Annotated in this window: 18 protein-coding genes; 16 read left to right on the top strand and 2 right to left on the bottom strand. The window is 68.1% G+C overall.

Annotated elements, in window-relative coordinates:
* Positions 1–37 precede the first annotated feature (37 nt).
* Positions 38–1324, bottom strand: a complete 1287-nt coding sequence (locus tag FHX33_RS15840) for an extracellular solute-binding protein (RefSeq protein ID WP_021764502.1) — start codon at positions 1322–1324, stop codon at positions 38–40.
* A gap of 226 nt (positions 1325–1550) precedes the next feature.
* Here FHX33_RS15840 and FHX33_RS15845 point away from each other — a divergent pair, with 226 nt between their 5' ends.
* Positions 1551–2549 (top strand): LacI family DNA-binding transcriptional regulator, encoded by a 999-nt coding sequence (locus FHX33_RS15845; protein WP_021764501.1) that lies wholly within the window; start codon positions 1551–1553, stop codon positions 2547–2549.
* A gap of 123 nt (positions 2550–2672) precedes the next feature.
* Here FHX33_RS15845 and FHX33_RS15850 read toward each other — a convergent pair whose 3' ends face one another.
* Positions 2673–3647, bottom strand: a complete 975-nt coding sequence (locus FHX33_RS15850) for an acetylxylan esterase (protein WP_183428712.1) — start codon at positions 3645–3647, stop codon at positions 2673–2675.
* Between the two features lie 26 nt (positions 3648–3673).
* Here FHX33_RS15850 and FHX33_RS15855 point away from each other — a divergent pair, with 26 nt between their 5' ends.
* The 15 genes from FHX33_RS15855 (at position 3674) to FHX33_RS15925 (ending at position 21154) form a co-directional block, all read left to right on the top strand.
* On the top strand, positions 3674–4714 hold the full coding sequence (locus FHX33_RS15855) for a LacI family DNA-binding transcriptional regulator (protein ID WP_021765329.1): 1041 nt from the start codon (positions 3674–3676) through the stop codon (positions 4712–4714).
* A gap of 96 nt (positions 4715–4810) precedes the next feature.
* Positions 4811–5998, top strand: a complete 1188-nt coding sequence (locus FHX33_RS15860) for a Gfo/Idh/MocA family protein (RefSeq protein WP_021765328.1) — start codon at positions 4811–4813, stop codon at positions 5996–5998.
* A 22-nt stretch (positions 5999–6020) separates the two neighbouring features.
* Entirely contained in the window at positions 6021–6713 is a 693-nt protein-coding gene (locus FHX33_RS15865) for a ThuA domain-containing protein (protein ID WP_021765327.1), read from the top strand.
* Positions 6698–7795, top strand: a complete 1098-nt coding sequence (locus FHX33_RS15870) for a Gfo/Idh/MocA family protein (protein WP_183428713.1) — start codon at positions 6698–6700, stop codon at positions 7793–7795. The genes FHX33_RS15865 and FHX33_RS15870 overlap by 16 nt, the downstream gene beginning before the upstream one ends.
* 501 nt (positions 7796–8296) lie before the next feature.
* A complete protein-coding gene (locus tag FHX33_RS15875) occupies positions 8297–8752 on the top strand; it encodes a hypothetical protein (protein WP_039921582.1) in 456 nt (151 codons plus the stop codon).
* Positions 8749–9606: a Ppx/GppA phosphatase family protein gene (locus tag FHX33_RS15880; protein ID WP_021760893.1), complete on the top strand. Its 858-nt coding sequence runs from the start codon at positions 8749–8751 to the stop codon at positions 9604–9606. Before FHX33_RS15875 ends, FHX33_RS15880 begins: the two co-directional genes overlap by 4 nt.
* A 39-nt stretch (positions 9607–9645) precedes the next feature.
* The gene (locus tag FHX33_RS15885; RefSeq protein ID WP_155828986.1) at positions 9646–10800 is read left to right on the top strand and encodes a hypothetical protein; all 1155 of its coding nucleotides are present in this window, start codon (positions 9646–9648) and stop codon (positions 10798–10800) included.
* 61 nt (positions 10801–10861) lie between these two features.
* Complete coding sequence (locus FHX33_RS15890) at positions 10862–12046, top strand: MFS transporter (protein ID WP_169730322.1); 1185 nt, start codon at positions 10862–10864, stop codon at positions 12044–12046.
* Positions 12009–13010, top strand: a complete 1002-nt coding sequence (locus tag FHX33_RS15895) for a glycosyltransferase family 2 protein (protein ID WP_081703913.1) — start codon at positions 12009–12011, stop codon at positions 13008–13010. Before FHX33_RS15890 ends, FHX33_RS15895 begins: the two co-directional genes overlap by 38 nt.
* 38 nt (positions 13011–13048) lie before the next feature.
* Positions 13049–14272 (top strand): ROK family transcriptional regulator, encoded by a 1224-nt coding sequence (locus tag FHX33_RS15900; protein ID WP_021760881.1) that lies wholly within the window; start codon positions 13049–13051, stop codon positions 14270–14272.
* Between the two features lie 184 nt (positions 14273–14456).
* Positions 14457–15767 (top strand): ABC transporter substrate-binding protein, encoded by a 1311-nt coding sequence (locus FHX33_RS15905; protein WP_021760878.1) that lies wholly within the window; start codon positions 14457–14459, stop codon positions 15765–15767.
* 72 nt (positions 15768–15839) lie between these two features.
* Positions 15840–16799 carry a carbohydrate ABC transporter permease gene (locus tag FHX33_RS15910; RefSeq protein WP_021760876.1) on the top strand — a complete coding sequence of 320 codons (960 nt, stop codon included), beginning with the start codon at positions 15840–15842 and terminating at the stop codon, positions 16797–16799.
* The gene (locus tag FHX33_RS15915; RefSeq protein WP_021760874.1) at positions 16799–17698 is read left to right on the top strand and encodes a carbohydrate ABC transporter permease; all 900 of its coding nucleotides are present in this window, start codon (positions 16799–16801) and stop codon (positions 17696–17698) included. The genes FHX33_RS15910 and FHX33_RS15915 overlap by 1 nt, the downstream gene beginning before the upstream one ends.
* 2 nt (positions 17699–17700) lie before the next feature.
* Complete coding sequence (gene yicI / locus FHX33_RS15920; RefSeq protein ID WP_021760872.1) at positions 17701–19944, top strand: alpha-xylosidase; 2244 nt, start codon at positions 17701–17703, stop codon at positions 19942–19944.
* A 16-nt stretch (positions 19945–19960) separates the two neighbouring features.
* A complete protein-coding gene (locus tag FHX33_RS15925; RefSeq protein ID WP_183428715.1) occupies positions 19961–21154 on the top strand; it encodes an ROK family transcriptional regulator in 1194 nt (397 codons plus the stop codon).
* Positions 21155–21244: the final 90 nt, after the last annotated feature.

Here is a 21244-nt window from a genome sequence, read left to right on the forward strand (position 1 = left end):
CGGGTGGTCTCGCGGGTGCTGCTCACGAGTGGTCCTCTCAGCCCTTCTTGGCTGCGTCGTTCGCCGCCTGGATGAGGCCCTTCGGGTCGCTCTTGCCCGCCAGCATGTCGACGACCGCGACGTTCAGCGCGTTGCCGATGTTCTGGCCGAGCACCGTGTCGAGCCACTGCGAGACGTACGGCGCCTTGTTGTAGGCGGCGAGCACGTCCTGCAGGTAGGGCTCGGTGACCTGCTTCTGCGCGTCCGTGTTGACCGGCGGGGCGTTGAAGGCCTTGTAGTAGGCCTCCTGCACCGGGGTGGTCGCGATGTAGTTGAGGAAGTCGGCGCACTGCTTCGGCGCCTTGGCCGAGCACGAGTAGCCGTCGACGCCGCCCATGATGGAGCCGGGCTCGCCCTTGCCGCCCGAGAGCTCGGGGAAGGGGTAGAAGCCCAGGTCGGGCAGCGGCTTCTGGTCAGGGGTGAGGGAGGCGATCACTCCCGGGTCCCAGGCGCCCATGAGCTCCATGGCCGCCTTGTGGTTGGCCACGAGGCCGGCCGAGCTGCCGGCGCCCTGCTGGGCCGAGGTGGTGAGGAAGCCCTCGTTGAAGGGATCCTGCGCGGCGAAGTCCTGCAGGTCCTGCGCGGCCTTCAGCCAGCAGCCGTCGGAGAAGCTCTTCGAGTCGGCGGTCTTCTCCATGGTCGAGCCGGAGCACTCGCGCAGCGCGAACCAGTAGAACCAGTGCGCGGCCGGCCAGGCGTCCTTCGCGCCGAGCGCGATGGGGGCGACGCCGGTGGCCTTGAGCTTCTGCACGTCGGCGCTCAGGTCGTCGATGGTCGCGGGCGCCTCGGTGATCCCGGCGGCCTTGAACAGGTCCTGGCTGTAGAACAGCCCACCCGGCAGCACCGAGACCGGCATTGCCCAGACCTTGTCCTGGTACGTCTCGGCCTTGAAGGAGCCGTCGGAGACGACCTTCTTGGTGTCGGACGAGACCTTGTCGCTGAGGTCCATCAGCTGCCCGGCCTGCACCATCGCGGCCATCTTGCCGCCGCCGCGCTGCAGGAAGATGTCAGGGGCGTCGCCGGAGTTCAGCGCGGTCTGGAGCTTGCCGTCGAGGTCCTCGTTCTGGATCGCCTGGACCTTGATGGTGACGTCGGGGTTCGCCTTCTCGAAGTCGGCGACCGTGGTCTTCCAGAACGCCGCACCGGGACCGGTGGTGGCGTTGTGCCAGAGGGTCATGGAGACCTTGCCGTCGCTGGAGCTGTCGGACGGACCGCTGCAGGCGCTGAGCGCCAGCGATCCGAGAACCAGGACAGCCGCCCCTGTCAGGAGCTTCATGCCTTTCATGTGATTCCAACCTGTTCTCTTCGTTGAGTGGGGCGCCGCCGCGCGGTGCCCCGGTTCGGGTGTCGTCTCGACCGCCGTGCAACTGCCTCGTTCGCGGCGGCGGGGTCGACCTCGCAGGACCCGGGATGACCCGGACGGTGACTGAAGTGTCGCAACCCCGCCGAGACGTGTCAAACGTTTTCAATATCGTTTTCAATACCGTTTTCCGGTGCTAGGCTCGCGCTCCATGGGACGCCGACCGACGATCAACGACGTGGCCGAGGCCGCGGGCGTCTCGGTCGCCACGGTGTCGAAAGCGGTCAACGGGCGCTACGGCGTCGCCGTGCAGACCGTGGAGCGTGTGCTCCAGGTGGTGCAGGAGCTCGGCTACGAGTCCAGCCTCGTCGCCAGCAGCATGCGGTCGCGCCAGACCGGCGTGATCGGCGTGCTCGTGGCCGACTTCGAGCCGTTCAGCGCCGAGATCCTGAAGGGCGTCGGCGCCGCCCTGCACGACTCCCGCTACGACCTCCTCGCGTACAGCGGGTCGCGCCAGCTCTCGCCCGAGGGCTGGGAGCGCCGCTCGCTGAGCCGGCTGAGCGGCACACTGATCGACGGCGTGATCATGGTCACCCCGACCGTCGTCAACGTCTCCGCCGACGTGCCGATCGTCGCCATCGACCCGCACACCGGCCGTGCCGACCTCCCCACGGTCGAGTCCGACAGCTTCGGCGGCGCACGCCAGGCCACGGAGTTCCTGGTGCAGCTCGGCCATCGGCGCATCGGCTTCCTCGCCGGCCGACCGGATCTGCGCTCCTCCGGGCTGCGCGATGCCGGTTACCGGCGCGCGCTGGGGGAGGCGGGGCTGCCGTACGACCCCGAGATCGTCGCCATCGGGCGCTACGAGCCCGAGACGGTGCGGGAGGCTGCGCTGAGGCTCCTCGCCCAGCCGGGGCGCCCGACCGCGGTGTTCGCGGCGAACGACCTCTCGGCGCTCACGGTGATCGAGGTCGCGGCGGAGCTGGGGATCGACGTCCCCGGCGACCTGGCCGTCGTCGGCTTCGACGACGTGCCCGAGGCGTCGCAGTCGACTCCGCAGCTCACGACCATCCGGCAGCCCATCCAGGGCCTCGGCGCCGCCGCGGTCGGCATGCTCACCGCCCTGATGGCCGGCGAGACCCCCGAGAAGACGCACCTCGTCCTCCCCACGCGCCTCATCACCCGCGGCACGACCGCGCCCCCGCGCTGAATCGCCTGCGCCGCGACTGCGGTCCCGCGGGACGATTGCGGCGCGTCGACGGCGCGCAATCGTCCCAGGACGGCGCAGTCGCGGGCGGCAGGGCGCAATGCGGAGCGCGAAGCGCCCGGCGCCTCAGGCGACGAAGCGCTCCGCCAGCCAGACCGTCTGCTTCTGCCAGTGGACGGTGCCGCCGCCCTCGTGGTTGTTGAAGGCGTACGCCTCGATCGTGCGATCCTCCGAGGCGAGGTGGTTGAAGGCGGCGAAGGTCGTCGACGGGGGCACGATCGTGTCCATCAGGGCGACCGAGAACAGCGCGGGCGCGTGGATGCGGCGGGCGAAGTTCACGCCGTCGAAGTACGACAGCGTGCGGAAGACGTCGTCCACCCGGTCGCGGTGCACCGACAGGTACTGCGCCAGCTCGATGAACGGGCCGTCCGCCGCCACGTCCGCGCCGCGCCGGTACGCGCACAGGAAGGCGATGTCGGGCAGCACGGCGGCCACACCGTCGGCCAGTGCGCCGGCCGCGATCGCGATCCCGCCGCCCTGGCTGCCGCCGGTCACCGCGACGCGGTCGCGGTCGACGAACGGCAGCTCGCGCGCGGCATCCACCGCGCGCACCGCGTCCGTGAACACCCGGCGGTAGTAGTAGTCGTCCGGGTGCTCGATGCCGCGCGTCATGAAGCCGGGGACCGACGGCCCGGCGCCGTGCGGGTCGGCCGTGTCGCCTCCCGAACCCCACCGGCTGCCCTGGCCGCGCGTGTCCATCATCACGTGCACGTATCCCGCGAGCGCCCACAGGGCGTTGTCGCCGGGGAGGCCGCGGCCGCCGCCGTAGCCCTGGTACTGCACGACCGTGGGGAGCGGCCCGTCGGCCCCCTTCGGCCGCGTCACCCACGCGCTCACCGGGTCCCCGTCGAAGCCGGGGAACGTGAGATCCTCCACGATCAGCTGCGTGATCGGCGTCTCGGCCGGGACGAGGGTGGAGCTGCCTCCGGCCGCACGCGCCTCGGCGAGCGTCCGCGTCCAGAACGCGTCGAAGTCGGCCGGTTCGTCGACCTCCGGGCGGTAGGCGAGCAGCTCGGCGTGGGTGAGGTCGGAGAGAGGCATGGCCGACATTGTGGCACAGTGACAGCATGGCCGAACGACGGGTGGGCGCATCCCCCGCCTCCCCTGCATCTGCGCGGCCCACGCTGGAGGCGATCGCCCGCGAGGCGTCCGTCTCGCTCTCGACGGTGTCCAAAGTGCTCAACGGCCGCCCGGGCGTCTCGGCCGCGACGCGACAGCGCGTCGAGGACCTCCTGCTCCGCTCCGGATACGCCCGCCGCGGCCTCGACCCCGAGCGCGGCGGCACGGTGGAGGTGGTGGTCGAGAACATCGAGAGCGAGTGGTCCATCGAGATCCTGCGCGGAGTGGAGCGGATCACGCGTGAGAACGGGCTGGTGCTCACGCTCAGCGTGGTCGGCGACCATCGGAGCTTCGGCGACGACTGGATCGCCGGCGTGCTCCAGCGCAAGCCGCTCGCGGTCGTCCTGCAGTTCTCGAACCTCACGGCCGTGCAGCGCACGCAGCTGCGCACCCGCAACATCCCGGTGGTCGTCGTCGACCCCGCCGGGGACCCGCCGCCGGACATGGCCGCCGTCGGCGCGACCAACTGGGCGGGCGGCGTCGCCGCGACGCGACACCTGCTCGACCTCGGCCACACCCGCATCGGGGTGATCTCCGGTCCCACCGACCTGATGTGCTCGCGCGCCCGCGTCGCCGGGTACCAGTCCGCGCTCGCCGAGGCGGGCATCCCGTTCGACCCGGAGCTCGCGCGGGTCGGCACGTTCGGTCAGGCGTCGGGGGCGAAGGAGGGGCGTCGGCTGCTCGGCCTCCCGGAGCGCCCGACCGCGATCGTCGCGGCGAACGACACGCAGGCGCTCGGCGTCTACGACGCGGCGGCGGCGCTCGGGCTCCGCATCCCGGAGGACGTGTCGGTCTTCGGGTTCGACGACGTGCGGCCGGCGCTCTGGGCGCGGCCCCCGCTCACCACGGTGCGTCAGCCCCTGCAGGAGATGGCGGAGGAGGCGACCCGGCTCGCGCTGCGGATGCGGGCTGGGGAGGCCAACGTCACGCGGATCGAGCTGGCGACCTCCCTCGTGGTGCGCAGCTCCACGGCCGCCCCGCCGACGTGACCCACGAAAGTTTTCCAATCGGTCCGCGGTAACTTGCGGGCCGCTCCGAGCCGCCGTTAGCGTCGCCACCGGACGTGCGCGAGGGAGCGGGACACGATGACGGATGCGACGGGCCGCCTGCGGGTGGCGATGGTCGGCTACGGCTTCATGGGGGCCGCCCACTCGCAGGGCTGGCGGGTCGCGCCGCGGTTCTTCGACCTCCCGGCCGAGCCCGTGATGCGCACGATCGTCGGGCGCGACGCCGAACGCGTCGAGGCCGCTCGCGCGAAGTTCGGCTGGGAGCGGGCGGAGACCGACTGGCGTCGCGTGATCGACGATCCGGACATCGACGTCGTCGACATCTGCTCGCCGGGCTCGTCGCACGCCGAGATCGCGATCGCGGCCCTGGATGCGGGCAAGCACGTGCTCTGCGAGAAGCCGCTCGCCAATACGGTCGACGAGGCGGAGGCCATGGTCTCCGCCGCCGAGCGCGCCGCCGCCCGGGGCGTGCGGTCGATGGTGGGGTTCAGCTACCGGCGGGTGCCCGCGATCGGCTTCGCGCGGCGGCTGGTCTCGGAGGGGCGCCTCGGCACGATCCGCCAGGTGCGGGCCCTCTACCTCCAGGACTGGCTCACCGACGAGGACGGCCCGATGACGTGGCGGCTCGACAAGGAGCAGGCGGGCTCCGGCTCCCTCGGCGACATCGGCGCCCACGCGATCGACCTCGTCGAGCACCTGACCGGATCGCAGCTGTCGAGCGTGTCGGGCACGCTCGCGACGTTCGTCGAGGAGCGCCCGTTGCTCGGCGAGACCGTCGGGCTCTCGGGGACCGCCTCCGCGGAGCGCGGACGCGTGACGGTGGACGACGCGGCCTGGTTCACCGCCCGCCTCGACGGCGGCGCGGCGGCGGGGGCGATCGGCGCCTTCGAGGCCACCCGGTATGCGACCGGACGCAAGAACGCGCTGCGGATCGAGCTGTCCGGATCCCGCGGCGCGATCGCCTTCGACCTGGAGGCGATGAACGAGCTGCAGTTCTACGACGCCACGGCGCCCGCGGGGGAGCAGGGCTTCACCCGCATCATCGTGACCGAGCCCGAGCACCCGTACATGGCCAACTGGTGGCCGACCGGGCACGCCATCGGCTACGAGCACGCCTTCAGCCACGAGGTCGTCGACCTCGTCACCGCGATCGCCCGCGGCACCGACCCCGAGCCGTCGTTCGCCGACGGCCTCCACATCCAGCGCGTCCTCGACGCCGTCGAGCGCAGCGCCGCCGCGGGCAGCGCCTGGACCCAGACCGCCTGACCCGCGGACCACGGAAGGAATCATGACCAAGCACGCACTCGTCGTCCGCGGCGGCTGGGACGGGCACATGCCCGTCGAGACCACGGACCTCTTCATCCCCTTCCTCGAGGCGAACGGCTTCACCGTGCGCGTCGAGGACTCGCCCGCCGTCTACGCGGACGAGCCGTTCATGGACACCGTCGACCTCATCGTCCAGATCAACACGATGAGCACCATCGAGCCGGCCGAGCTCGCCGGGCTGCAGCGCGCCGTGCTGAACGGTGCGGGTCTCGCGGGCTGGCACGGCGGAATCGCCGATGCGTACCGGAACAGCGCCGACTACCTCCACATGATCGGCGGCCAGTTCGCCCACCACGCGGGCAAGGACCCCGCCGAGCGCACCGGCGAGCAGAGCGACAACTACATCCCGTACACGGTCCGCATCACCGAGTACGGGAGGACCCACCCGATCACCGCCGGGATCGACGACTTCGACCTCGTGAGCGAGCAGTACTGGGTGCTCTCCGACGAGTACAACGACGTCCTCGCCACCACGACGCAGTCGGTGCGGCCGTGGGATGCGTGGAACCGGCCTGTGACGGCGCCGGCGATCTGGACGCGCCAGTGGGGCGAGGGACGCGTCTTCGTCTCCGCCCCCGGCCACCGGCTCGAGATCGTCGAGAGCCGGCCCGTCCGAACCATCATCGAGAGGGGACTGCTGTGGGCAGCCCGTTGAACATCGGCGTCATCGGCGTCGGGAACATCAGCCGGCAGTACTTCGCCCAGTTCCCGGCGCTGCCCGGGCTGCGGCTGGAGGCGGTGGCCGATCTGGACCTCGCACGGGCGTCCGCGGTCGCCGGTGAGCAGGGCGTGCGCGCCCTCTCGGTGGACGACCTGCTCGCCGATCCGGGCATCGACGCGGTGCTCAACCTCACCATCCCGCAGGCCCACGCCGAGGTGGCGGTGCGCGCGCTGGAGGCGGGCAAGCACGTCTACGGCGAGAAGCCGCTGGCGCTCGCCACCGCCGAGGCCGCACCGGTGCTCGCCCGCGCCGCCGAGCTCGGCCTGCGCGTCGGCAGCGCGCCCGACACCGTCCTCGGCACCGGCATCCAGACCGCGCGCGCCCTGATCGATGACGGCCGCATCGGCACCCCGGTCGCCGCGGCCGTGGCGTGGAGCGCGCCCGGGCACGAGCTGTGGCATCCCGCCCCCGCGTTCTACTACCAGCCGGGCGGTGGCCCGCTCTTCGACATGGGGCCGTACTACCTCACCAGTCTCGTCACGTTCTTCGGCCCGGTCGTGCGCGTCTCCGGCGTCACGGGGCGGTCGTCGCGCGAGCGCACCGTCGCGACCGGACCGCTCGCCGGCGCCGCCCTCCCGGTTGGCGTCGACACCCACGTGACCGCCATCCTCGAGCACGCATCCGGCGTCGCCTCCACCGTCACCATGTCGTTCGAGGTGTGGGCCACGCGCATCCCGCTCTTCGAGGTGCACGGCACCGGCGGCACGATCGCGGTGCCCGATCCGAATCAGTTCTCCGACGCGGTGCTCATCGCCACCGCCGACGACCGGGAGTTCCGGGAGGTCCCCGTCGCCGCCGGCTACGCGGACGCCGGCCGCGGCGTCGGGTTGGCCGATCTGGCCCGGGCGATCGAGACGGACCGCCCGCACCGCGCCTCCGGCGACCTGGCCTTCCACGTGCTGGAGATCATGGAGGCCGTCGTCACGGCCGGCCGCGAGCACGCGGTCGTCACCCTCAGCTCGACGGTCGAGCGGCCGACGCCGGTGCCGCTGGGGGCGCGGCCGGAAACCTGGTGACGGAGCGGCCCAGGTTCAGTGGCCTCCTCTTCCACGCTACAGACCACTTCGGGGCAATCACGGACGTCTCCGCACTGCGTGACCGGGCGCGGATTCCAATCGGCTCGACGCTACACAAAGCCTTCGCGCCCGCTTCGCAGCTCGGGCGGCCCACTCTCGATCGAGGCGCTCGACGTGCACACGAGGCAAGAGGTGTGGGTGATATTCCACGGGCACAAGCGCACGCAAGGCAGGGGTGCCATCACCGTTTATTGGGAACCTCGTACTGCTTGGCGTGCCTCGCGATACTGCATTGATCTCAACCGGTACTCAAGCGCGATCGGCAAGCCTGGCCGCGCTGGCAACGATGGCTAGCCTCCCACCAGTGCTTAGACAACAATGTCTGCCTTTCAGATTGCGAGGGAAGTCAACGATGACAATGCGAATTCCGAACCCACATCCGATCTCGCACCCCAGCACGATAAGGATTTCTAGCCGGGCCGAAGCGCGCGGAGCACGCCGATGACCGCAAATACCATCGCACTCAAGGCGGTAATCAGCGGCTCTTACAGACGTCATTTCACCGAGATGCTAGCGCTGAAGGCTTCGCTTGAAGCCGAACAAGTGGGAGTGCTCGCACCTGTCAGCGAAACGGTCATCAATCCCACCGACGAGTTTGTGTTGCTGGACATCGATCCCACGACGGACCCTCGCACCCTTCAAGACTCGATCTTCGCCATGATCCGACACTCGACGTTCATCGTCGTAGCGAACATCGACGGATATCTCGGAGCGGCAGCAACGATGGAGATCGGATACGCGATCGCCCAAGGCGTTCAAGTCCTCACTCATGAGCCAGTCAGCGACCCCAATCTTGCCGGATACACCCGTCCGATTGGCGAGGTATTCCCTCTGTTGCCAACGCGCTACTCGGCGACGCTCGCTGCTCTGAAGGAGAAGCACGAGGCCGTGGCATGAGTGATGTTGAGCGGTTGGCGGTGGTCTCCCAGGTACGACAAATTCGGTCCGATCAGTCCGAGTCAGCGATTCACACTCTCGATCTCGGTAGCCACAGCGTCAAGCTGTACCGGCGGGAAGGCGAATCGCTCCGACTCGTCCGGACGGCAACCTGGGAGATACTCGACGCGGAAATCAGCGCCGATCAGATGGTCGAATTCCTCGAGCGGTTTCTGGACGGAGTACTGGATCTCGGAGGAGTCACGGCATTGGCGACTGCGGCGTTTCGCCGTCGCCCCAAACTCGCTGACACGCTGGCGGCAGCCTGCGCATTCCTCGGCATCTCGTCCCAAATCATCGATCAAGAAGTCGAAGCGAGCCTGATGAGGCGTGCTCTGGCAAAGGAATCTGACGTTGCGTCCCTCGACGCCATCAACGTTGGTGGCGGAAGTATCCAGGTCACGTCGCCTCGGGGTTCAACCCACTTGCTTCCTTTTGGCATTGCGGATCTGAATCGCCAGTTCTCGCTCTCAGCAGAGCCGTCTGAGCGAGAGGTGGGAGCCTGTCGCAGTTTCGTTGCCAGCCAGTTGCCCGACTGGTTGGGCGAGTTCGCATACACCGGAGGAGAGCGGACCTACCTCGAGAGCTTCGATGTCCCTCTACACGGTATTTGGTGCTCTGCCGATGACTTCGAGCGATTCGCTTCGCGGATCGAGCGCTGGTCGAACCACGATCTTGAGAGGCGATCGCCGTACGATGCGCGTTGGATGTCAGGCGCCATCGCGTCGAACTCGATCGTTGTCGCCTGCTTGCAACGAAGTGGAGTCAATCGGTTCGCTCCCGTTGACCTCAACATTGCGCACGGTAACCCGTGAGCCGGCGCTCATGCATCGGCAATCGGCGGTGAGAAGCATATGAGGCAGAAGCGTTTGTTGCTCACCTCGTGGGGGCGTGGTCATGGACACATCACCCGGCTAGAGAAGATCGGGCGCGCCTTCGGCGACGAGGGCTGGATCCCAATGATCTACGGGCACTCCAACTCAATGCACGTCAAACGGATTGTCGATGCCGGATGGCAATACGAGTGCTATGAGCCGTGGGCTGAAGCTATCGACCCGTGGCTTGATTGGAATAGGGCTGGCGTTCTGTCAGCATCTGTATCTCTGGATCGAAACCTCCTGCGCCGCGTGAAGCCTGATCTGGTAGTCAACGACAACCGTGTGTCCATGATGCTCGCCGCGCTCGCTGAGCAGATACCAATCGTTTCTATTTGCCAAGACAATCAGCTACCGGGCTATTGCTACGACGGGCAAACAATTCCGGCGACGTGGCTTCTGCCGATCGATGCGATAAACCATGAGCTCACTGCCCTCGGCCTCGCTCCGATCAGTGACGATGCTCGGTGGCTGTTCTGCCGCAGCCGCATAGCCATCCCGAGCTCCGAAGAACTTGAGCCGGTCGACTGGCTCGGCTCGCCCGAGGTCGATGTAGTGCACACCGGACTGCTCGATCGCGGCTTCGACGCAGCAGATCCTGACCCAACGAATCTGCTGTTCTATCGCACTGTTGGAAGTGTGGATGCCGAGTTCGAGGAGGCCTTCGCGGATTGGCCGGGAAGAATCTACGTGGCCACCGGTGGTAGGCAACTGACTCCGGACGGTGCCCGACAGGGCATACGGAGCCTCGACGTCGCGCCGCTCTGGGATCTGGACCGGATCGGTCCCGGCCTCCGAGCGATTGTCCATCATGGAGGGCACGGAATCACGCTGAGGTGTCTCGCTGACCAGATCCCGTCAGTCGCACTTCCAGGCCACAACCCGGAACGGCTTGCCAACGGAATCCGCGCAGCGAGCGAGGGCCAGAACGTGGTCTTCCGCCCAAGCACACCCGTTGAAACCGTGTGGGGAGCGGCAGTTGACGAGACGGGCGACAGGCCGGCGTGGACCGAAATAAGATCGGCGATCGACGCACTACCCCGGCGGGCGACGGCCAAGACAACTGCGGTCGACATGAAGACGTATCAGAACCGTCTCGTCAATGTGCTCACGGCCGCGTCACATGCGCCGTAGCGATGCCCCCTCTTCGAATCGAAGTGGGACAGGAAGTTCTGCGCCGCGGCTCACCCGCCGGTTGTTGATCGGACCGAAAGCGTCAACGGTAATACTGCTGTTCCTCAATGCTGTCTTCTCAGGAAGTCTGGGAGTTTCACTCGTCCTGACCCTCAACCACGCTGGAGTATCGAAATGGGGAATTGCGGCGTTCTTCGTCGTGTGGAACGTGAGTGGAGCGGCGATCAATTTGATGCCGCATCAGTGGCTCAAAGGGATGTTCAGCTCGTCAACAATCCTGCTGGGGTCGTCGGTGGCCGTGCTGGCGGGAATCGGATTGCTCACGTGGGCATTCGCAATGCCTCTTCCAACGATCCTCGTCGCCGCGCTGTTGATGGCCGCCTACTCGCTCCAATACCCGATCTACCTCGGCCGCATCGCGTCCGAACAGGAACCACGCGCACGCCTCGGCTCTTCGATGGCTACTGTTCGACGCGTCTGGATCCTTGGCTACATTGTGGGTCTGGTCCTGTATTCCGGCGTCTCGCTCATCGGATGGGCCGAGTTGGAGGTTCCGCTCTTCGCCCTGCTTATGACGTTCGTACTCCAAGTCGTGTGGCGTCGGCCAAGGGATTTGCGTACCACCCCTGTCCCGCGCGGAGATTCTCCGAGGGTGACGCCGCGAAACCAGATGAGTGTGCTTGTGGTTCTCGGGCTCGCGATTTCATTGCTGCGCGCGACGGACTCGTTGAGATCCACGTATTTCCCGCTTTTCGCTCAACAGGCGGGTGTTGCCGCCGCGGTAATCAGCCTCCTCTTCGCGGCGACGGCCATCAGTGAACTCGTCATATTGCGGCCGTTGGGCCGCCTCGGCGACCACGCAGGGAGCACGGTTCCTCTGATGGGGGTCGCTGCTGTTGGAATCTGTTCGATGGCGTTAGTAGCCTCCGGAACATCGCCCTGGACGCTGGTCGGGTCGCAGGTCCTGTACGCCGTGTTCACCTCAGGTTTCCAGCTGTTCGGTGTGCAGAAGTTTGTTGAAGCATCAAGACACGCGGAACGCGGCGCCAGTCTGTATCAAGGAAGTTTGCAGGTTGGAGGCCTGATCGGAATTCTGTTGCCGCTTCTGATCGATGGCTACGGACCGGGCATCTTCCTGATCGGGTCGGCTCTGAGTGCGACTGCTCTGGTCATGCTCTTCATCAACGCACGAAAGGAAGGAGGGGCAAATGCCTCACGTGACCGTGGTAATACCCACGCGGGATAAGGAGTTCTACCTGGGATTGACCCTGGCAGGATTCTCCCAACAGTCGTATGACGACTTCGAGCTGATAGTTGTCGATGATGGCGGAGCAGCTGACTTGCGGCCGGCGATCGATTTTTTTCGCGGTCGCGTCGATGTTCGGCTCATTTCCCAGACCAACGCAGGCAGGGGCGCTGCACGGAATACGGGTGCTCATTGCGGTAGTGGTGGACTTCTCATCTTCTGCGACGACGACCGAGTCCCCGCACCAGACTTTGTCGCCGCTCACGTTCAAGCCGCATCGAAATCGGAACAGATTTCAATCGGCCAGAAGAAGCAAGCGCTCACACGGTGGGTCCCAGATTCGCTTCCCGCCGCGGCACACCTCGTCGCTGCGGCCTCCCTGCGTGGTTCACTGCAACAGGAGGCCGACCTTGTGTCCGTGGAGGACATCCTGAAGCTCGGCGTAGTGGAGGCACTGCGCCAATTCGTGCTTCCAAGCCACCGGGACAACTTCGATATGGTGCGGAGGAGTCATGGCGACTCGTTTTCTGGGTTCCGACTTCCGTGGTTGGCGATGACGACCGCAAACGTGTCGATGAGTCGTGCCGCATTCGAGAACGTCGGCGGTTTTGAGGCTTCGTATGCGGGCTGGGGCGCCGAGGACACGGACCTGGGCTATCGCCTCTGGCGTGAGGGAAGCTCCTTCATTTACATAGCAGACGCGATCAATTATCACCAGGTGCATCCCATCGGAACAACCGGTGACTATGACCTGGATCTCATCCTCAGGCAGCAGGAGTTGCAGCGAAACGCGACGCAGATGGCCCGTAAGTACGAGACGCTTGAGGCGTTCGTGTTCCAGGGGATGTGCGAGAGCCGATACTCGCCGGCCGAAGCCTCCGCGATCGTCCAGGACCTCGACGATCGACGTCTGTCGGATCGGGTGATGCGAGAGATCCTCTCGCTATACCGCAAGGCGGCCTAGTCGAACGGGTGCACCTCGACGGGCGTTATTGTCGGAACATGTCGACGGCCTCCGAGCTCAGCACCGTGCGCCACGCCTCCGGCGGCGCCACGGACGCGCTGCGCCGGAGCAACCTGGCGACCGTCCTCGGGCTCGTGCATCGCGAGGGCGCGCTCTCGCGCAGCGACCTCACGCGCCTGACCGGGCTCAATCGCTCGACGGTCGGCGCCCTGGTCGGTGAGCTCTCCGGCCTCGGGCTCGTGGAGGTGGACGAGACGCCACCCACCGGAGCCGGCTCCGGGGCTCCCGCCCCGCGCGGCCGGCCGAGCCCGCTCGTTCGGGTGTCTGATCGCGTCGCCGCGGTCGCGGTGAACCCCGAGGTGGATGCCGTGATCGTCGGACTCGTCGGCCTCGGTGGTCGCGTGCTCAAACGCATCCGGGTCGAGACGGCCTCGGCGCGGAGCGTCGCCGAGACCGTCGCGCTGGCCTCGGCCGGCATCGCCGGGATGCTTGCAGGCGAGACCGGCGTGCGGATCGCCGGCATCGGCGTCGCCGTGCCCGGCCAGGTGCGGCTCTCGGACGGCATGGTGCGGGAGGCCACCCACTTCGGCTGGGTCGACGAACCGCTCGCGCGGATGCTGGCCGAGACGACCGGGCTCCGGGTCTGGGCGGCGAACGCGGCCGTGCTGGGGTTGCGCGCCGAGAGCGCCTTCGGCGCCGGACGCGGCATCGACGACCTGGTTTACCTGATCGGCGGGGCCTCCGGGATCGGCGGCGGCGCGATCAGCGGCGGCCGGTTGCTCACCGGGGCGGCCGGCTACGCGGGGGAGTTCGGGCACACGTTCGTGCGTTCGGACGGCCGGACCTGCTCGTGCGGTGCCCGCGGCTGCCTCGAAGCCGAGGTCACCCAGGCCGAGCTCCTCGGGGCGGTCGGCCTCGACTCCGCCCACGCCGCCGCACTGGCCGACGAACTGGTCGCCACCGACGAGCCGAGCGCACGGGCCGTCGTGGCCGCCCAATACGCAGCCCTCCGGATCGCGACGCGCAACGCCGTCAACGTCTTCAATCCCTCCGTGGTGGTGCTCGGTGGGTTCCTCGCCGCGCTCCACCGGGCTGCCCTGGCGCACGGCTCCGCCGATCTGCTCGACGGCGTCATCCACTCGTCCCGCGACGGCGTGGTGGTCGCGGAGGCGCAGCTCGGCACGGACCAGATGCTCATCGGTGCGGCGGAACTGGTCTTCTCCGACCTGATCGCCGACCCGGCGCACGTCCTCGCCGCGTGACGCCCGCGCGGGCATTGTTGCGCTCGTGAACTAAATCGTTCAAGGCTCTGTAGCGGCCCGTCTGCGCAGAATTCGCGCTTGCAATCCGTCTCGGCCTCCTTTATGTTGTGGTCACCAACAAAATGCATCGGAGTGGCTGCGAGGCCTGCAGACGCGCGTCCACTCCACTACAAGGAGGTAAACGATGCGCAAGAGGCACCTCGCATTCGGCGCCGCTCTGGCCGCCGGCGCGCTGCTGCTGGCCGGCTGCTCCGGCACGTCGGACTCCGGCTCCGACAGCACCGACGGGACCGGCAAGACGCTCACCCTGTGGCACTACGAGGGCGAGGACTCGGCGATGGGCAAGGCCTGGAACCAGGCCATCGCCGACTTCGAGAAGGAGACCGGGGCGAAGGTGAAGTTCGAGGCGAAGGCCTTCGAGCAGATCCGCTCCACGGCCTCCCAGGTCCTCAACTCCAACGAGGCCCCCGACATCCTGGAGTACAACAAGGGCAACGCGACCGCGGGTCTGCTCGCCAGCCAGGGCCTCCTCACCAATCTTGACGACGCGGTGAAGAAGTACGGCTGGGACAAGAAGCTCGCGACCAGCCTCCAGACGACCGCCCGGTACGACGACAAGGGCATCATGGGCTCCGGCTCCTGGTACGGCGTCCCGAACTACGGCGAGTACGTCGAGGTCTACTACAACAAGGACATGTTCGCGAAGTACGGCATCGAGGTGCCGAAGACGCAGGACGAGTTCGTCGCCGCGCTCCAGAAGTTCAAGGACAACGGAATCACGCCGCTCGCCGAGTCGGCCGCCGAATACCCGCTCGGCCAGCTCTGGTACCAGCTGGCGTTGACGAAGGCCGACCGCTCGTTCGTCGACGACTACCAGCTCTACAAGGGCAAGGTCGACTGGCAGGGGTCCGAACTCTCCTACGCCACGAAGACCGTCGACGACTGGGTGCAGAAGGGATACATCTCCACGGACGCCTCCGGTCTCAAGGCCGAGGACGCCGGAACCGCCTTCATCGCCGGCAAGTACCCGATCTTCTTCTCGGGCAGCTGGTGGTACGGCCGGTTCCAGTCCGAGATCACCGGCTACGACTGGGGCACCTTCCTCTACCCGGGCACGAAGCTGTCGCCCGGATCGGCCGGCAACATGTGGGTGATCCCCGAGAACGCCAAGAACAAGGGCCTCGCCGAGAAGTTCATCGACATCACGATGAGCGACAAGATCCAGGCCCTGATCGGCAACAACGGTGGCGTGCCCGTCGCGGCGAAGACCAGCGACATCACCGACGAGAAGTCGAAGGAGCTGATCGCCAACTTCAACACCCTCACCGGTGAGGACGGCATCGCCTACTACCCCGACTGGCCCACCCCGACCTTCTACGACCAGCTGAACGCCGGCCTGCAGGAGCTCATCAACGGGACGAAGGACCCGGCCGCCGTCAACAAGGAGCTCGGCAGCGAGTACCAGGACGGCGTCGACCAGATCGTCAACCAGTAACCACCCGTCGCGGGGCCGGCCGTCCGCTCGACGGAGGCCGGCCCCGGGACGGCACACAGCAAGGAGTAACGCATGGTCGCAGTCGACGTGCGCGCGGCGACGTCGCGGAAGCGCGGCGGGGACTCGCTGCTGCCCAGCGGCGGGCGCGGATCGTTCTGGTGGTACCTGCTGCCGGGGTTCGTCCTGCTGGCGGTGATCGTCCTGATCCCGCTGGTCTGGAACATCTACCTCAGCTTCACGAGCTACCGCGGCATCCGGCCGCCCAAGTTCATCGGCCTGAACAACTGGGTCCGGCTCTTCGGGGACGACAAGTTCTGGACCTCGTTCGGCAACTCGATCGCGATGATCGTCGCGATGGTGGTCATCCCCACCCTCGTCGGCCTCATCCTGGCGGCGATGCTGTTCGACCTGATCGGCAAGAAGTTCGGCGGCCGGTTCGCCAGCTTCCTGCGCGCCACCTACTACCTCCCGCAGATCCTCCCCGTGGTCATCGCCGCGATCGTGATCGGCTGGATCCTGCGCCCGGACAACGGCGCGCTCAACACGATCCTCGCCGCGATCGGCCTGGGCGACCTTCAGCACAACTGGCTCGGCAGCCCGGACACCGCCCTCGCGTCGATCATGGCGGTGATGGTGTGGGTGCAGCTCGGCTACCCGGTCGTCATCTTCATGGCCGCCCTGCAGCGCGTCGACCCCGAGCTGTACGAGGCGGCGGAGCTCGACGGGGCCAACTGGTTCCAGCGGTTCCGCGCCATCACGGTGTCGATCATCCGGCCCGAGATCTTCGTCGTCACCCTCACCTGCACCATCGCGGCCCTGAAGGTGTTCGGCCCCGTCTACACGCTCACCCGCGGCGGCCCCGGCACCGCGACGATGGTGCCGAGCTACTACTCCTACAGCGAGTTCTTCCAGAGCCAGCAGGTGGGATACGGCGCGACGATCGCGACCGCGCTGACCGTCGTCATCGTGGCCGTGTCCATCCTCTTCATCGTCGCCCAGAACCGGGCCGAGCGCCGGGAGAACCAGAGCTGATGTCCACCACCATCGACCGCCCCCGCACCGGCGCGCCCGCGCCCGCCGCCCCGCGCAAGCTCAAGCGGCAGAAGCCCAAGAAGACCGTGACCGACTGGATCATCCTGGTCGTGGCCGTCCTGATCGGCGTCGGGATCGCGTTCCCGTTCCTGCTGATCGTGCTCAACTCGTTCAAGAGCCCCGCCGACTACAACTCGGGCGGGCCGCTCCAACTGCCGACGTCGTTCTACACGGACGGCATCGTGAACTTCTGGAACCGCGTGAACTTCCCCGAGAAGCTCTGGAACTCCGTGTTCATCTCGGGCGTCGTCTCGATCCTCGCGGTCGTCATCTCGGTGCTCAACGCCTACGCGCTCGGCATCGGCCGCGTGAAGGCGCGCACCTGGATCATCGTGCTGTTCCTGCTCGCGAACATGCTGCCGCAGGAGTCGCTGCTGTACCCGCTGTACTTCATGTTCAAGCAGGTGGGCCTCTACGACAATGTGTGGAGCGTCATCATCATCTTCACCGTGATCCAGAGCGCCTTCGGCACCTACCTGCTGTCGAGCGTGTACGGCACGTTCCCGAAGGAGGTGCTGGAGGCCGCGTCGCTCGACGGTGCGGGGCGCTGGCGCATCCTGTGGCGCGTCGTGGTGCCGATCTCGCGGCCGACGCTGAGCGTGCTGCTGATCTTCTTCTTCATCTGGACGTGGAACGAGTTCCTCATCCCGCTGACGTTCCTGGTCTCCAACGACAACCAGACGGTCCCGGTCGCGATCAGCGCGCTGCAGGGCGACCGGCTGATGGATGTCACCACCACGTCCGCGTCGGCACTGCTGGGGCTCATCCCCACCCTCGTGTTCTTCCTCATCTTCCAGCGCACTCTCACGCGCGGCATCACAGCAGGAGCGGTCAAGTAGCAATGAAGTTCACCGATGGATTCTGGCAGCTCCGCGACGGCGTCACGCCCGTCTACGCCCAGGAGGCGTACGACGTGGAGGCCGGCGACGGCACCGTCACGGTCACCGCCCCTGGCGCGGTCATCGCGCGCCGGGGCGACACCCTCAACCGGCCGACGCTCACCGTCACCCTCCACTCGCCGATGCCGAACGTGATCGGCGTGCGCGTCGAGCACTGGCAGGGCGCTCGCGCCGAGCGCGGGTTCGCGCTCGCGACGGAGGACGCCCCGGTCGAGGTCATCGTCGACGACGAGAGCGGGATGCTGCGCGCCGGCGACCTCGTCGCGACCGTCCGCCGCGGTGCGCCCTGGTCGCTCACCTTCTCGGCCGGGGACACGGTGCTCACGTCGAGCGGTCGCAAGTCGCTCGCCCACATGACGGTCGCGGGAGACGGCACGTACGTGCACGAGCAGCTCGCGCTCGGCGTCGGCGAGCTGGTCTACGGGTTGGGGGAGCGGTTCGGGCCCCTCGTGAAGAACGGCCAGACCGTCGACATCTGGAACGCCGACGGCGGCACCTCGAGCGAGCAGGCCTACAAGAACATCCCGTTCTACCTGACCAACCGCGGCTACGGCGTGCTCGTGGACCATCCCGGCCACGTCTCCTACGAGATCGGGTCGGAGTCGGTCGAGCGCGTGCAGTTCTCGGTGCCGGGGGAGAGCCTCGAGTACTACCTGATCTACGGGCCGACGCCGAAGCAGATCCTGGAGCGGTACACCGCGCTGACCGGCCGGCCCGCCACCGTGCCGGCGTGGTCGTACGGGCTCTGGCTCTCCACGAGCTTCACGACGGCGTACGACGAGGCGACCGTCACCTCCTTCATCGACGGCATGGCCGAGCGCGACCTCCCGCTCTCCGTCTTCCATTTCGACTGCTTCTGGATGCGCGAGTTCAACTGGTGCGACTTCGAGTGGGACCCGCGCACCTTCCCCGACCCGGAGGGGATGCTCGCCCGCCTGCACGGCAAGGACCTGCGCGTGAGCGTCTGGATCAACCCGTACATCGGTCAGCGCTCGCCCCTCTTCGCCGAGGCGGCCGCCGCCGGGTATCTGGTGCGGCGACCGGACGGCGACGTCTGGCAGTGGGACATGTGGCAGGCCGGGATGGGGCTGGTCGACTTCACCAACCCGGACGCGACCCGCTGGTACCAGGACCAGCTGCGCCGCCTGGTCGCGCAGGGCGTCGACTGCTTCAAGACCGACTTCGGGGAGCGCATCCCGGTCGACGTCGCGTACTTCGACGGCTCGTCGCCCGAGCGGATGCACAACCTCTACACGCAGCTCTACAACGAGGCGGTGTTCGAGGTGCTCCAGGAGGCCCGGGGCGCCGGCGACGCGGTGCTGTTCGCACGCTCGGCGACCACCGGGGGCCAGACCATGCCGGTGCACTGGGGCGGCGACAACACCTCCTCGTACGAGTCGATGGCGGAGACCCTCCGCGGCGGCCTCTCCCTCGCGTTCAGCGGCTTCGGGTTCTGGAGTCACGACATCGGGGGCTTCGAGGGCACCCCCGACCCGGGCGTCTTCAAGCGCTGGACCGCGTTCGGTCTGCTGTCGAGCCATTCGCGCCTGCACGGCAGCGACTCGGTGCGCGTCCCGTGGGCGTTCGACGAGGAGGCGGTCGAGGTGACGCGCCGGTTCACGACACTCAAGCTGCGGCTCATGCCGTACCTGTTCGCCGCGGGCCAGGAGGCCGCGCTGCGAGGCACGCCCGTCATGCGACCGCTCCAGCTCGAGTTCCCCGGCGACCCGGCCGTCGACCACCTCGACCGGCAGTACCTGCTCGGCGGCGACCTCCTCGTCGCCCCGGTGTTCTCACCGGCCGACGTCGAGTTCTACCTGCCGGCCGGGACATGGACCGAGTTCTTCTCGGGCGAGCAGGTGGAGGGCGGCCGCTGGAGGCGCGAGACGCACGGCTTCGACAGCCTCCCGCTCTACGTGCGCGAGGGTGCCGTGCTCCCGCTCGGCGGGCGCGACGACCGCCCCGACTACGACTACCGCGAGGGGCTGACGCTGGCCGTCTATCCGGGTCCGGACACGACGCGCACCGTCACGGTGACGACGCCGGAGGGCGAGGTCGCCGAGTACGCGGTCACGCGATCGGGTGACGCGCTGCGGGCGTCGGGTCCGGAAGCGCATCCCTTCACGCTCCGGGATGTCGCGACCGGCCGCACCGTCGCGTCCAGCGGAGGTCGCGCCGAGCTGTAATACAGTACTCGGGACCATGAACGGCAACACGACGGCGGGGACGAACCTCGACACGGTGCGACGGCACAACCTCTCCACCGTGCTCGGGATGGTGCACCGCGGCGGTCCGCTGGCGCGCTCGGCGCTGACCCAGGCGACCGGGCTGAACCGGTCGACGACGGGTGCGCTCGTCGCCGAGCTGGTGGAGTACGGCCTCGTGCGGGAGCGCGATCCGGAGACCAGCAACCGCGTCGGGCGCCCGTCGCCGGTCGTCGCCGCGGACGGCCGCGTGGTCGCGCTCGCCGTGAACCCCGAGATCGACGCGGTCACCGTCGGCGTCGTCGGGCTGGACGCCACGGTCCACCGCCGGGTGCGGTTCCCCACCGGTCACGTGCCGACCGCGCAGGAGGCCGCCGCCATCGCCGCCGCGGTGATCGACGGCTTGCGGCCCGACCTGGCCGCAGCCTCCCGCGTCGTCGGCATCGGCGTCGCCGTCCCCGGGCTCGTGCGGGAGGAGGACGGCGTCGTGCGCCTCGCCCCGCACCTGGAGTGGGCGGAGGAGCCGTTCGCCGCCGAGCTCGCGGCCGCCACCGGTTACCCCGTGCTCGCCGCGAACGACGCGAGCCTCGGCGCGAACGCCGAACGGCTCTTCGGGGCCGGCCGCGGCGCGTCCGACCTGGTCTACCTCAACGGCGGCGCGTCCGGAATCGGTGCGGGCGTCATCGTCCGCGGCGAGCCCCTGACCGGCATCAGCGGGTACGCGGGCGAGCTGGGGCACACCCTCGTGAACTCGGCGGGCATCCGCTGCCACTGCGGCGCGATCGGGTGCCTCGAGACGGAGGTCAGCCAGCGCGCTCTGCTCGGTGTGCTCGGGATGCGCGCCGCCGACGGCGAGGAGCTCTCGCTCGCGCTGACCGCAGCGGTCGCGGCGGGCGACCCCGCGGTCGCGGCCGAGGTCGACCGGCAGCTCGGCTTCCTCGCCACGGCGCTGCGGAACGCCACGAACGTCTTCGCGCCCGAGCTGATCGTGCTCGGCGGGTTCCTCGGCGCGCTCCACGCGCTGGCGCCCGAGCGCCTGCCGCAGCTCGTCTCGGATCAGGCGCTCGCGGCCAGCGCCGAGCGCCTGCGGATCGTGCGCGCCGAGCTCGGCGGCGACATCCTCATGATCGGCGCGGCCGAGCTGGCCTTCGGCCCCCTCCTCGCCGCCCCTGCGCCTGCCCCCGCGCACTGACTGCGGGCTCGGCGAGGCGGCACGAAGTGCACGCGAAAACGCCGAGAGGGCGGAATGTTCGCCGCCTCGGGTGTCGGCGCAGCGCCTCCA

The organism is Leifsonia aquatica, assembly GCF_014190775.1.
Taxonomy (GTDB): domain Bacteria; phylum Actinomycetota; class Actinomycetes; order Actinomycetales; family Microbacteriaceae; genus Leifsonia; species Leifsonia aquatica.

Excerpts from the sequence above, each read along its gene's own strand:
- FHX33_RS15840 (WP_021764502.1), bottom strand. The coding sequence starts at position 1,324 with ATGAAAGGCATGAAGCTCCTGACAGGGGCGGCTGTCCTGGTTCTCGGA.
- FHX33_RS15845 (WP_021764501.1), top strand. The coding sequence starts at position 1,551 with ATGGGACGCCGACCGACGATCAACGACGTGGCCGAGGCCGCGGGCGTC.
- FHX33_RS15850 (WP_183428712.1), bottom strand. The coding sequence starts at position 3,647 with ATGCCTCTCTCCGACCTCACCCACGCCGAGCTGCTCGCCTACCGCCCG.
- FHX33_RS15855 (WP_021765329.1), top strand. The coding sequence starts at position 3,674 with ATGGCCGAACGACGGGTGGGCGCATCCCCCGCCTCCCCTGCATCTGCG.
- FHX33_RS15860 (WP_021765328.1), top strand. The coding sequence starts at position 4,811 with ATGACGGATGCGACGGGCCGCCTGCGGGTGGCGATGGTCGGCTACGGC.
- FHX33_RS15865 (WP_021765327.1), top strand. The coding sequence starts at position 6,021 with ATGACCAAGCACGCACTCGTCGTCCGCGGCGGCTGGGACGGGCACATG.
- FHX33_RS15875 (WP_039921582.1), top strand. The coding sequence starts at position 8,297 with ATGACCGCAAATACCATCGCACTCAAGGCGGTAATCAGCGGCTCTTAC.
- FHX33_RS15880 (WP_021760893.1), top strand. The coding sequence starts at position 8,749 with ATGAGTGATGTTGAGCGGTTGGCGGTGGTCTCCCAGGTACGACAAATT.
- FHX33_RS15885 (WP_155828986.1), top strand. The coding sequence starts at position 9,646 with ATGAGGCAGAAGCGTTTGTTGCTCACCTCGTGGGGGCGTGGTCATGGA.
- FHX33_RS15895 (WP_081703913.1), top strand. The coding sequence starts at position 12,009 with ATGCCTCACGTGACCGTGGTAATACCCACGCGGGATAAGGAGTTCTAC.
- FHX33_RS15900 (WP_021760881.1), top strand. The coding sequence starts at position 13,049 with ATGTCGACGGCCTCCGAGCTCAGCACCGTGCGCCACGCCTCCGGCGGC.
- FHX33_RS15905 (WP_021760878.1), top strand. The coding sequence starts at position 14,457 with ATGCGCAAGAGGCACCTCGCATTCGGCGCCGCTCTGGCCGCCGGCGCG.
- FHX33_RS15910 (WP_021760876.1), top strand. The coding sequence starts at position 15,840 with ATGGTCGCAGTCGACGTGCGCGCGGCGACGTCGCGGAAGCGCGGCGGG.
- FHX33_RS15915 (WP_021760874.1), top strand. The coding sequence starts at position 16,799 with ATGTCCACCACCATCGACCGCCCCCGCACCGGCGCGCCCGCGCCCGCC.
- yicI (WP_021760872.1), top strand. The coding sequence starts at position 17,701 with ATGAAGTTCACCGATGGATTCTGGCAGCTCCGCGACGGCGTCACGCCC.
- FHX33_RS15925 (WP_183428715.1), top strand. The coding sequence starts at position 19,961 with ATGAACGGCAACACGACGGCGGGGACGAACCTCGACACGGTGCGACGG.